Below are 11,702 nucleotides of genomic sequence, written 5' to 3' on the forward strand. Positions count from 1 at the left end.
CCGGCCCCGACCGTCGTCCATCGCCCGCGAATGCCAAAGGAAGAAACGGGCCGCCTGCTCTCCAAGGTGGCGAAGTTCGTCCGCAATCCGCTCAAGGATTGGTCGGAGCTGGACAACCCCCCCTCGAATTCGAACGCCTCCGACTCCTCGCTGCCCGACCCGGCCTACAGCCGGGAAATGCTCAAGGAGATGATCGAGCGGCGCCAGCGCAACGATTTCGTGCGCCGGCGCGAGTTCGACATGCTGCGCAAGCTGCGCCAGCGCGAGGCCGCCGCCCACGCCTTCGACGCGACGGTCACGCCGTCGTCGTTCAACATCAACAGCACCTCGGAGAAATCCGAGGGCCGCGCGCTCACGCTCAAGAAGATCGACGAGATCGAGGAGCAGATGTCGCAGCAGTGGTGGAAGGGGCGCGGGCCGAACGGCGAGACGCTGGTCAAGTCGCCGCCCGACGCGGGCGCCGAGACGCTGGCGCCGGCGGACACCGACGCGCTGCTCGAGCCGCCCTCCCGGCCGGTGCCCGCACCGGTGGCGCCCGCGGCCGTGGCCACGGCCTCGCCGAGCGGCAGCCACATGGCGAGCCGGCTCGCGCAGGACGGCGCGCTCGAGGAGGCGGTGATCCGCTTCGCGCACGGCGATGACGTCGGTGCCGAGGCGATCCTGCTGCAGGCGCTGGCCTCCGAGGGCGCAAGCGGCACCGACGAGACCCATGCCGCGACGGTCGAGCGCGACGACGCCCGCTGGCGCGCGCTGTTCGACCTCTACCGCGCCACCGGCGACGCCGCCAAGTTCGCGGCCGCGCGCATGCGCTATGCCCAGCGCATGCGGCGCATGGGCCCCGACTGGGTGGCGCTCGACGAACTGGCGCGCAGCGTGAAGGCGGTGGCGGCCAGCGAGGAGGGCGACAGCGCTCCCGCCGAAGGCGCCGCCGACTGGGCCGCGCCGGCGAAGCTGGGGCGCGATGGCCTGGTGGCGCTCACGCGGGCGCTGTCGCAGGCCGGCTCGGTCTGGACGCTCGACTGGCGCGCGCTGGGCGCGATCGGCTCCGATGCCGCGGCGCCGCTGCGCGTGCTGTTCGCGCACTGGGCCGATTCGCCGGTCAAGCTGCGCTTCATCGGCGCGGCGCAGTTGCTGGCGGTGCTGGCCGAGTCCGCGCCCAACAACGAGCGCGGCATCGACGACGTCTGGTGGCAGCTGCACATGGCCGCGCTGCGCCTGATGCACCTGCCCGACGACTTCGAGCTGGTGGCGCTCAACTACTGCATCACCTACGAGGTGTCGCCGCCGTCCTGGCAGGACCCGCGCGGTGAATACAGCGCCGTGGCCGCGCCGGTGTCCACGCCGTCGCGCATGGGCTCGGTCTGGTCGCTGCTGTCGGTGGGCGGCGAGTCCGAGAGCTTCCCCTCGGCCGGCAGCGGCTTCGCCGCGCTCGCGGGCGACCTGCGCGGCGAGGCGCCCTCGAACCTGCAGCGGCTCGACGCCGACCTGCGCGGGGGCACCGCGCCGGTGATCTCCTGCGCCGCGCTGCTGCGCATGGACCTGGCCGCGGCCGGCGCGCTGCTGGGCTGGGTGCGCGAGCGCGACGCCAAGGGCGAGCGGGTGCAGTTCGTCGACGCGCACCGGCTGATCGCGACCCTGTTCGGCCTGGTGGGCATCGCCGACCACGCGACGGTCGCGGTGCGCAAGAACTAGGCTTCCAAGCCGTCCTGCGCGGACTTGCATTGCCCCGTCCAGGCCCCAGATGGCTGCGATGGAACAATTTCACGGCACCACCATCGTGAGCGTGCGCCGCAAGACCCCCCAGGGCGACCAGGTCGCCATCGGCGGGGACGGGCAGGTCACACTCGGAAACATCGTCATCAAGGGCACGGCGCGCAAGGTGCGGCGGCTCTATCACGGCAAGGTGCTGGCCGGCTTCGCCGGCGCCACGGCCGACGCCTTCACCCTGTTCGAGCGCTTCGAGGCCAAGCTCGAGAAGCACCAGGGCCACCTGTCGCGTGCCGCGGTCGAACTGACCAAGGACTGGCGCACCGACCGCGTGCTGCGCCGCCTCGAGGCCATGCTGGCGGTGGCCGATGCCACCACCTCGCTGATCATCACCGGCAACGGCGACGTGCTGGAGCCCGAGAACGGCGTCATCGCCATCGGTTCGGGCGGTGCCTACGCGCAGTCGGCGGCCAAGGCGCTGCTCGACAACACCGAGCTCACGGCCGAGCAGATCGTGAAGAAATCGCTGGAGATAGCGGGCGAACTCTGCATTTACACGAACATGAACCACACCGTCGAGACGCTCTGAGGCCCGCCACCATGTCCATGACCCCCCAGGAAATCGTCTCCGAGCTCGACAACCACATCGTCGGCCAGCCGCAGGCCAAGCGCGCCGTGGCCATCGCCCTGCGCAACCGCTGGCGCCGCCAGCAGGTCGACGACAAGCTGCGCGCCGAGATCACGCCCAAGAACATCCTCATGATCGGCCCCACGGGCGTGGGCAAGACCGAGATCGCGCGCCGCCTCGCGCGGCTGGCCGATGCGCCCTTCATCAAGGTCGAGGCCACCAAGTTCACCGAGGTGGGCTACGTCGGCAAGGACGTCGACTCGATCATCCGCGACCTGGCCGAGATCGCCGTCAAGCAGACCCGCGAGACCGAGAGCGCCAAGGTGCGCGCGCGCGCCGAGGACGCGGCCGAGGAGCGCATCCTCGACGTGCTGCTGCCGCCCGCGCGGCTGGCCGACGGTACCGCGCCCGACAGCGGCAACGCCACGCGCCAGGCCTTCCGCAAGAAGCTGCGCGAGCACCAGCTCGACGACAAGGAGATCGAGATCGACCTGGTCGAGACGCGCGCGCCGCTCGAGATCATGGGCCCCGCCGGCATGGAGGAGATGGCCGAGCAGCTCAAGGGCATGTTCGGCCAGATGGGCCAGGGCAAGCGCAAGACGCGCAAGCTCAAGATCGCCGAGGCGATGCGCTTCCTGATCGACGAGGAGGCGGCCAAGCTGGTGAACGAGGACGAGATCCGCACCCAGGCGATCGCCAACGCCGAGCAGAACGGCATCGTGTTCATCGACGAGATCGACAAGGTCGCCACGCGCAGCGAGGCGCAGGGTACCGACGTCTCGCGCCAGGGCGTGCAGCGCGACCTGCTGCCGCTGGTCGAGGGCACGGCCGTGAGCACCAAGTACGGCGTGGTGCGCACCGACCACATGCTGTTCATCGCGAGCGGCGCCTTCCACCTGAGCAAGCCCAGCGATCTGATTCCCGAGCTGCAGGGGCGCTTCCCGATCCGCGTCGAGCTGCAGTCGCTCTCGGTGGCGGACTTCGAGAGCATCCTCACGCAGACCCGCGCCTCGCTCGTGAAGCAGTACCAGGCGCTGCTGGCCACCGAGGGCGTCACGCTCGACTTCACGCCCGAGGGCGTGACCCGTCTCGCGAGCATCGCCTTCGAGGTCAACGAGCGCACCGAGAACATCGGCGCGCGCCGCCTGTCGACGGTGATGGAGCGTCTTCTCGATGAAGTAAGCTTCGACGCGGCCCGTCTCGAGGGCCAGACGATCCGCATCGATGCCGCCTACGTGGACCAGCGCCTGGCGGCACTAAGTCACGACGAAGACCTGTCGCGCTTCATCCTCTGAAGTCGCCGCCCTTGCCCCTGTTACAGGGGTAATGCTTCACGCATCACATTCACTGCGTGAGCTAAGTCCTTCTTCCTCAACGAAATTCGCCGATTCCAGAATCTTGGAATCGGCGCTAAGTCGTTGATTCCATTACAAAAAATACCCCGCACGCCTGGTTGCGCCGGAAGTGTTTCCTGCTACAGTGCAAAAAAGTGCAGTTAAGTGGGAAAAAGTGCGAGTAGTGTGCCCTTCGGGCGCTGCGGCCTTCCCACCACAGGGGTTTCTCGGTCGTGTTTCAAGGCGCGTCATCGCTCAGTCTGGATGCCAAGGGGCGGCTTTCGGTGCCGACCCGGCATCGCGACGTCCTGAGCGCCACGGCGGGCGGCCAGCTCACGATCACCAAGCACCCCCATGGCTGCCTGATGGTGTTCCCGCGCCCGGAATGGGAGAAGTTCCGCGAGCGGATCGCCGCGCTGCCGATGTCGGCGCAGTGGTGGAAGCGGGTGTTCCTCGGCAACGCGATGGACGTCGAGATGGACGGCACCGGCCGCATCCTCGTGTCGCCCGAACTGCGTGCGGCCACGGGCATCACGCGCGACACCCTGCTGCTGGGCATGGGCAACCATTTCGAACTCTGGGACAAGGCCACCTACGAGGCCAAGGAGGCCGAGGCCACCCAGGGCGAAATGCCGGATGTGTTTCAGGACTTCGCGTTCTGAGGGGCATCGTGAATACCGCATGGACCCACACGACCGTTCTTCTGGACGAAGCGGTCGAAGCCCTTCTCGCAGGCCAGACGGCCGCGCCCGGCACCTTCGTGGACGCGACCTTCGGCCGGGGCGGGCATTCGCGCGCGATCCTCGCGCGGCTGGCGCCGGAAGGCAGGTTGATTGCCTTCGACAAGGATGCGGAAGCGGTGACCGAAGCAGCGCGCATCTCGGATGCGCGTTTTTCCATCCGGCACCAGGGATTCCGTTCGCTGGGCGAGCTGCCCGGCGCGAGCGTGGCGGGTGTGCTGCTGGACCTGGGCGTGAGCTCGCCGCAGATCGACAACCCGGCGCGCGGTTTCAGTTTTCGTTTCGACGGCCCGCTCGACATGCGCATGGACACCACGCGCGGCGAGAGCGTGGCCGAGTGGCTGGCAACGGCAGAACTCCAACAAATTGCAGAGGTGATCCGTGACTATGGCGAAGAACGGTTTGCTGTTCAGATTGCAAAGGCGATTGTTGCTCGCAGACAAGAACGGGGCGCAATTTCAACCACCACCGAACTGGCCGAGCTCGTGGCTGGCACGGTCAAAACCCGCGAGCCGGGCCAGAACCCTGCAACGCGCACATTTCAGGCTCTTCGGATTTTCATCAACGCCGAGCTTGAAGAGCTGCAACAGGCGCTAGAGGCGAGCCTGTCGGTGCTGCAACCCGGCGGCCGGCTCGCGGTGATCAGTTTCCATTCGCTCGAAGACCGGATCGTGAAGCAGTTCATCGCGAAGCACTCGAAGGAGGTCTACGACCGCCGCGCGCCGTTCGCGGCGCCGAAGGCGATGCGGCTGCGCGCGCTCGAGCGCATCAAGCCCTCCGAGGCCGAGGTCGACGGCAATCCGCGCTCGCGCAGCGCGATCCTGCGCGTGGCCGAACGAACGGAGACGCCATGACACGGCCCCGCGTCCACGGCCTCGGCCGCCCGATTTCCAGCCGCCGCATCCCGGGCGGCTTCGTGCCTTCTGCGCCCGCCACGCGCGGCGAACGGGGAGGCCGCTGAGATGGCACGCCTGAACCTGCTGCTGCTGCTGTCCGTGATCGCCACGGCGCTCTACCTCGTGCACACGCAATACCTCTCGCGCCAGCTCTACACCGAGCTCGATCGCACGATGCAGGAGACGCGCCGGCTCGAGCTCGACCACGACCGGCTGCAGGTCGAGAAGCGCGCGCAGGCCACGCCGCTGCGCGTGGAGAAGCTCGCGAAGGAACAGCTGCAGATGCGCACCACCTCGCCGGCCATCACGCAGTACGTGCGTCCCGACGGCAGCGTGATCCCGGCCGTGGTCGCACCGCCGCCCGCACCACCCGTCAACAAGCCAGCCGCCAACAAGCCGGCCGCCGCCGCAGCCGCAAGGGGGCAGCGATGAGCCGCCGCAGCGTGCGCTACACCACCAGCCCCCTGCTGGCGAGCAAGACGCCGGTGTGGCGCAGCAAGTTCATCGTCGGCGGCATCGCGCTGGGCTTCGTCGTGCTCGCGGGCCGCGCGGCCTACGTGCAGGTGTTCGGCAACAGCTTCTTCCAGCGCCAGGGCGAGGTGCGCTTCGCGCGCACGCTCGAGCTGCCGGCCAACCGCGGCCGCATCCTCGACCGCAACGGCCTGATCCTCGCGTCGAGCGTGGTGGCGCCCAGCATCTGGGCCATTCCCGAGGACGTGGAGCGCGACGATCCCGAGGTGCGCGCCAAGCTCAAGCAGGTGGCCAAGCTGCTCGAGATGTCGCAGAAGGACTTCGACAAGAAGCTCGAGGACGAGGACAAGACCTTCGTCTGGATCAAGCGCCAGGTCGACGAGCCGATCGCCAAGCAGATCGCCGCGATGAACCTCAAGGGCATCTACCAGCGCAAGGAGTACAAGCGCCAGTACCCCGAGGGCGAGGCCGCCGCGCACGTGGTGGGCTTCACCAACGTCGAGGACAGCGGCCAGGAAGGCATCGAGCTCGCGTTCGACAAGGACCTGGCCGGCAAGGCCGGCTCGCGCCGCGTCATCAAGGACCGCCTGGGTCGCGTGGTCGAGGGCGTGGGCGAGCAGGTGCCGCCGCTCGACGGCAAGGACATCCAGCTCAGCGTCGACAGCAAGGTGCAGTTCTTCGCCTACCAGAAGCTGCGCGACGCCGTGACCGCGCGTAAGGCCAAGGCCGGCAGCGTGGTGGTGCTCGACGCCGTCACCGGCGAGGTGCTGGCGCTGGCCAACTACCCGAGCTACGTGCCCGACAAGCGCCAGAACCTCACGGGCGAGCAGCTGCGCAACCGCGCGATGACCGACACCTTCGAGCCCGGCTCGACCATGAAGCCGATCACCGTGGCGATGGCGCTGGAGGCCGGCCGGGTCAAGCCCACGACGCCGATCGAGACCGCGCCGGGGCGCTACCAGCTCGGCGGCTTCACCATCAGCGATACCCACAACTACGGCACGCTGACGGTCGAGGGCGTGATCCAGAAGTCGAGCAACGTCGGCGCGCTCAAGATCGCGCAGAAGATGACCCCGCACGAGATGTGGGACACCTACACCGCGCTCGGCTACGGCCAGAAGCCGCAGATCCAGTTCCCCGGCGCGGTCACCGGCCGGCTGCGGCCCTGGAAGACCTGGAAGCCGGTCGAGCAGGCCACCATGGCCTACGGCTACGGCTTGTCGGCCTCGCTGTTTCAAATGGCACATTCGTACACCGCGTTCGCGCACGATGGCGCGATCATTCCGGCGACGATCCTCAAGAACACCGAGCCGCCGGCCGGCGTGCGCGTCTTCTCGCCGTCGAATGCGCTCGCGGTGCGCAAGATGCTGCAGATGGCCGCGGGCCCGGGCGGCACCGGCACGCGCGCGCAGACGGTCGGCTACTCGGTCGGCGGCAAGTCGGGCACGGCCCACAAGCAGGTCGGCAAGGGCTACGCGAGCAACAAGTACCGCGCCTGGTTCACCGGCATGGCGCCGATCGAGAAGCCGCGCATCATCGTCGCGGTGATGATCGACGAGCCGACCGACGGCCAGTACTTCGGCGGCCTGGCCGCGGCGCCCGTGTTCAGCGAGGTCGTGCAGCAGACGCTGCGCATGATGAACGTGCCGCCCGACCTGGCGGTCAAGCCCCTGGTGATGACCCAGGGCGTGGACGAGAGCTTCTGAGCATGCTGACCTTCACCTCCCCCCCACTGGCCGCGGCCTGGCTCAAGGAGCGGGTGCCGCAGGGCGCGCTGCATGCCGACAGCCGCTCGGTCGGCGCGGGCGACGTGTTCGTCGCCTGGCCCGGCGCCGCGACCGACGGCCGCAAGCACGTGGCGGCGGCGCTGGCGCGGGGCGCGGCGGCCTGCCTGGTCGAGCACGAGGGCGTCGAGGCCTTCGGCTTCGACGGCGACGAGCGCATCGTCAGCTATCCCGGCCTCAAGGCCGCCACCGGCCCGATCGCCGCGGCCTTCTACGACCATCCCTCGGCCCGGCTCGACCTGCTGGCCGTGACCGGCACCAACGGCAAGACCTCCACTGCCTGGTGGCTGGCCGAATCGCTGTCGACCCTGCGGCCGGCCGGCGGCGTGCGCCCGATGCGGCCCGACGGCACCGTGCAGCGCGATGCGCCCTCGCCGTGCGCCGTGATGGGCACGCTGGGCATCGGCGTGCCGCCCGAGCTGACCTACACCGGCCTCACCACGCCCGACCCCGTGATGATGCAGCGCGAGCTGCGCGCGCTGGTCGAGCGCGGCTTCGGCGCCTGCGCCATCGAGGCCTCGTCGATCGGCATCGCCGAGCGCCGGCTCGACGGCGCCCGGATCGCGGTGGCCGTGTTCACCAATTTCACGCAGGACCACCTCGACTACCACGGCAGCATGGATGCCTACTGGCAGGCCAAGGCCGAGCTGTTCCGCTGGCCCGGCCTGCGCGCCGCGGTGATCAACATCGACGACACCCATGGCGCCAGCCTGTGCGCGAACCTGATCGATGCCGGCGTCGGCGCGCTCGACGTCTGGACCGTGTCGGCCGACGGCAACCCGGCGCGCCTGATGGCGCGCGACATCGGCTACGACGCCCAGGGCCTGCAGTTCTCGGTCGCCGAGCACGGCACCGCGGCCGTCGAGCGCGTGACCACCGGCCTGATCGGCCAGTACAACGTGGCCAATCTGCTCGGCGTGCTCGGCACGCTGCGCGCGCTGGGCCTGACGCTCGCGCAGGCCGTGGCGGCGTGCGCGAACCTGAGCAGCGTGCCGGGCCGCATGGAGCGCGTGGGCACCGGGGCCGGCGTGCCGCTCGCGGTGGTCGACTACGCCCACACGCCCGACGCCATCGACAAGGCGCTGGCCGGCCTGCGCCCGCTCGCGCAGCAGCGCGGCGGCAAGCTGTGGTGCGTGTTCGGCTGCGGCGGCGACCGCGATCCGATCAAGCGCCCGATGATGGCCGCCGTGGCCGAGCGCCAGGCCGACCACGTCGTGGTGACCAGCGACAACCCGCGCGGCGAGAAGCCCGACGCGATCGTCGCGCAGGTGCTGCGCGGCCTCTCGCGCCCCGACGCCGCCCAGGTGCAGGTCGACCGCGCCCTGGCCATCGCCGACGCCATCGCGCAGGCCGCGCCCGAGGACGTGGTGCTGATCGCGGGCAAGGGCCACGAGGCCTGGCAGGAGATCGCGGGCCAGCGCCTGCCCTTCTCCGATCGCAGCCATGCGCGCGACGCGCTCGAGAAGCGGAGGGGCGCATGAGCGACACCACCTCCCTCGCGCTGACGCTGGCGCAACTGCAGCAGTGGATTCCGGGCGCGCGCCTCGTCGGCGATCCCGCGACCGTGATCGCGCGCGTGCACACCGACACCCGAACCCTGGCCGCGGGCGACCTGTTCGTCGCGCTCAAGGGCGAGCGCTTCGATGCCAACGACTTCCTGCCGCAGGCGCGTGCCAGCGGCGCAATGGCCGCGGTCGCGCACGGCGGCCTCGAGGCCGCGGGCCTGGCCGGCCTCGAGGTGCCCGACACCCTGGTGGCGCTCGGCGCCATCGGCGCGCACTGGCGCGCGCAGTTCTCGCTGCCGCTGATCGCCGTGACGGGCAGCAACGGCAAGACCACCGTCACCCAGATGATCGCGGCCATCCTGATGGCCTCGAAGCCCGAGCGCGCGCTCGCGACCGCCGGCAACTTCAACAACGAGATCGGCGTGCCGCTGACCCTGCTGCGCCTGCGCGCGCAGCACCAGCGCGCGGTGGTCGAGCTCGGCATGAACCACCCGGGCGAGATCGCGCGGCTGGCCGCCATCTCGCGCCCGACCATCGCGCTGGTGAACAACGCCCAGCGCGAGCACCAGGAGTTCATGGTCAGCGTGGAGGCCGTGGCGGTCGAGAACGCCGCCGTGTTCGCGGCGCTGCCCGACGACGGCACGGCCGTGTTCCCGCACGGCGACGAGTTCACCACGCTGTGGAGCGACATGGCGCGCGACGGCGCCGCGCGCCGCTGCCTGACCTTCGGCGAGCACGACGATGCCGACATCGGCCTCGAGCATGCCGAATGGACGCAGGGCGCCTGGCAGGTGCGCGTGCGCACGCCGCTCGGCGGCTTCGCCACGCGGCTGCGCATCGCGGGCCGCCACAACGTGATCAATGCGCTCGCGGCCACCGCCTGCGCGCTGGCCGCGGGCGTGTCGCTCGACACCATCGCCGCCGGCCTCGATGCCTTCGAGCCGGTCAAGGGCCGTTCCAAGGCCAGCGCGTTCGCGCTGGCCGGCGGCCGCGCCATCACGCTGGTCGACGACAGCTACAACGCCAACCCCGACTCGGTGCGCGCCGCGATCGACGTGCTCGCCGCGCTGCCGGGCCCGCGCCTGCTGGTGCTGGGCGACATGGCCGAGGTCGGCGAGCGTTCGGACGAATTCCATGCCGAGGTCGGCGACTGGGCGCGCCAGCGCGGCATCGAGACCGTCTACACGCTCGGCAGCGCCTCCGAGCACAGCATCGCCGCCTTCCAGCGCGGCGATGCGGCCACGGTGGGCGGCGGACGCCATTTCGAGGACATCGACACCCTGAACGCCGCGGTGCTCGCGCGGCTGCCGCTGGTCGGCAGCGTGCTGGTCAAGGGCTCGCGCTCCATGAAGATGGAACGCGTGGTCCAGGCCATCGCGGCGCAGGGTGCGACCCCGCAGACACAACCACAACAAGAAGGAGGCCGTCCCTGATGCGGGGGCGGTGCGCAATTTCATGTTCATGAGCCTGGCCCAATGGCTGCAGACCCTCTCGCCGGAACTCGGGTTCCTGCGGGTGTTCCAGTACCTGACCTTCCGCGCGCTGATGGCGGCGCTGACCGCGCTTGTGGTCGGCCTCGTGGCCGGTCCGTACGTGATCCGGCGCCTGACCGCGCTGAAGATCGGCCAGCCGGTGCGCGGCTACGCGATGGAGACCCACCTGAGCAAGAGCGGCACGCCCACCATGGGCGGCGTGCTGGTGCTGTTCGCGATCGCCTTCGCCACCATCCTGTGGTTCGACCTCTCGAACCGCTTCGTCTGGATCGTGCTGTGGGTCACGCTGGGCTTCGGCGCGATCGGCTGGGTCGACGACTGGCGCAAGGTGGTGCACAAGGACCCCGAGGGCATGCGCTCGCGCGAGAAGTACTTCTGGCAATCGGTGGTGGGGCTGCTCGCGGCCTTCTACCTGCTGTTCAGCATCTCGGAGAGCTCGAACTGGCGCGTGCTGCAGCTGTTCTTCGCCTGGGTGCAGTCGGGCTTCGACCTCGACTTCCCGCCCAAGATCAACCTGCTGGTGCCCTTCTTCAAGGAAGTCAGCTATCCGCTGGGCGGCATCGGCTTCGTGATCCTGACCTACCTGGTGATCGTGGGCGCGAGCAACGCGGTGAACCTCACCGACGGCCTCGACGGCCTGGCGATCATGCCGGTGGTGATGGTGGGCTCGGCGCTGGGCGTGTTCGCCTACGTGACCGGCAGCGCGGTCTACTCGAAGTACCTGCTGTTCCCGAACATCCCGGGTTCGGGCGAGCTGCTGGTGTTCTGCTCGGCGATGGCCGGCGCGGGCCTGGCCTTCCTCTGGTTCAACACCCATCCGGCGCAGGTCTTCATGGGCGACGTGGGCGCGCTCGCGCTCGGCGGCGCGCTGGGCACCATCGCGGTCATCGTGCGCCAGGAGATCGTGTTCTTCATCATGGGCGGCATCTTCGTGGTCGAGGCGATCTCGGTGATGGCCCAGGTCACCTACTTCAAGTACACGAAGAAGCGCTTCGGCGAGGGCCGCCGCGTGCTCAAGATGGCGCCGCTGCACCACCACTTCGAGAAGAGCGGCTGGCGCGAGACGCAGGTCGTGGTGCGCTTCTGGATCATCACGATGCTGCTGTGCCTCGTGGGCCTGTCGACGCTGAAGCTGCGCTGAGAG

Annotated in this window: 10 protein-coding genes; all 10 read left to right on the forward strand. The window is 69.6% G+C overall.

Going from position 1 to position 11,702, the window contains the following annotated elements; translation table 11 throughout:
• The first annotated feature begins 30 nt into the window (after positions 1 to 30).
• The 10 genes from ACODT0_RS06230 to mraY all read left to right on the forward strand — a co-directional run bounded on the left by ACODT0_RS06230 (position 31) and on the right by mraY (position 11,699).
• Positions 31 to 1,692, forward strand: coding sequence for an STAS domain-containing protein (locus ACODT0_RS06230; RefSeq protein WP_261211336.1), 1,662 nt, complete (start codon positions 31 to 33; stop codon positions 1,690 to 1,692).
• 58 nt (positions 1,693 to 1,750) lie between these two features.
• Positions 1,751 to 2,296, forward strand: coding sequence for an ATP-dependent protease subunit HslV (gene hslV, locus ACODT0_RS06235; RefSeq protein ID WP_057597019.1), 546 nt, complete (start codon positions 1,751 to 1,753; stop codon positions 2,294 to 2,296).
• Positions 2,297 to 2,307: 11 nt separating this feature from the next.
• A complete protein-coding gene (gene hslU, locus ACODT0_RS06240; RefSeq protein WP_057597020.1) occupies positions 2,308 to 3,630 on the forward strand; it encodes an ATP-dependent protease ATPase subunit HslU in 1,323 nt (440 codons plus the stop codon).
• Between the two features lie 272 nt (positions 3,631 to 3,902).
• A complete protein-coding gene (mraZ, locus tag ACODT0_RS06245) occupies positions 3,903 to 4,331 on the forward strand; it encodes a division/cell wall cluster transcriptional repressor MraZ (protein WP_057597021.1) in 429 nt (142 codons plus the stop codon).
• 8 nt (positions 4,332 to 4,339) lie between these two features.
• Positions 4,340 to 5,263 (forward strand): 16S rRNA (cytosine(1402)-N(4))-methyltransferase RsmH, encoded by a 924-nt coding sequence (gene rsmH / locus ACODT0_RS06250; protein WP_261211332.1) that lies wholly within the window; start codon positions 4,340 to 4,342, stop codon positions 5,261 to 5,263.
• Positions 5,264 to 5,371: 108 nt separating this feature from the next.
• Positions 5,372 to 5,737, forward strand: a complete 366-nt coding sequence (ftsL, locus tag ACODT0_RS06255) for a cell division protein FtsL (protein WP_057597023.1) — start codon at positions 5,372 to 5,374, stop codon at positions 5,735 to 5,737.
• Entirely contained in the window at positions 5,734 to 7,482 is a 1,749-nt protein-coding gene (locus tag ACODT0_RS06260) for a peptidoglycan D,D-transpeptidase FtsI family protein (protein WP_489040881.1), read from the forward strand. Before ftsL ends, ACODT0_RS06260 begins: the two co-directional genes overlap by 4 nt.
• A 2-nt stretch (positions 7,483 to 7,484) precedes the next feature.
• Positions 7,485 to 9,041, forward strand: a complete 1,557-nt coding sequence (locus ACODT0_RS06265) for a Mur ligase family protein (protein ID WP_489040882.1) — start codon at positions 7,485 to 7,487, stop codon at positions 9,039 to 9,041.
• Positions 9,038 to 10,498 carry a UDP-N-acetylmuramoyl-tripeptide--D-alanyl-D-alanine ligase gene (locus ACODT0_RS06270; protein WP_489040884.1) on the forward strand — a complete coding sequence of 487 codons (1,461 nt, stop codon included), beginning with the start codon at positions 9,038 to 9,040 and terminating at the stop codon, positions 10,496 to 10,498. The genes ACODT0_RS06265 and ACODT0_RS06270 overlap by 4 nt, the downstream gene beginning before the upstream one ends.
• Positions 10,499 to 10,520: 22 nt before the next feature.
• The gene (gene mraY, locus ACODT0_RS06275; protein WP_057597027.1) at positions 10,521 to 11,699 is read left to right on the forward strand and encodes a phospho-N-acetylmuramoyl-pentapeptide-transferase; all 1,179 of its coding nucleotides are present in this window, start codon (positions 10,521 to 10,523) and stop codon (positions 11,697 to 11,699) included.
• Positions 11,700 to 11,702: the final 3 nt, after the last annotated feature.

The organism is Variovorax sp. FG153 (assembly GCF_057809595.1).

Bases quoted from the DNA above. Each gene is read 5' to 3' on its own strand.
- ACODT0_RS06230 (WP_261211336.1), top strand. From the start codon at position 31: ATGCCAAAGGAAGAAACGGGCCGCCTGCTCTCCAAGGTGGCGAAGTTC.
- hslV (WP_057597019.1), top strand. From the start codon at position 1,751: ATGGAACAATTTCACGGCACCACCATCGTGAGCGTGCGCCGCAAGACC.
- hslU (WP_057597020.1), top strand. From the start codon at position 2,308: ATGTCCATGACCCCCCAGGAAATCGTCTCCGAGCTCGACAACCACATC.
- ftsL (WP_057597023.1), top strand. From the start codon at position 5,372: ATGGCACGCCTGAACCTGCTGCTGCTGCTGTCCGTGATCGCCACGGCG.
- ACODT0_RS06260 (WP_489040881.1), top strand. From the start codon at position 5,734: ATGAGCCGCCGCAGCGTGCGCTACACCACCAGCCCCCTGCTGGCGAGC.
- ACODT0_RS06265 (WP_489040882.1), top strand. From the start codon at position 7,485: ATGCTGACCTTCACCTCCCCCCCACTGGCCGCGGCCTGGCTCAAGGAG.
- ACODT0_RS06270 (WP_489040884.1), top strand. From the start codon at position 9,038: ATGAGCGACACCACCTCCCTCGCGCTGACGCTGGCGCAACTGCAGCAG.
- mraY (WP_057597027.1), top strand. From the start codon at position 10,521: ATGTTCATGAGCCTGGCCCAATGGCTGCAGACCCTCTCGCCGGAACTC.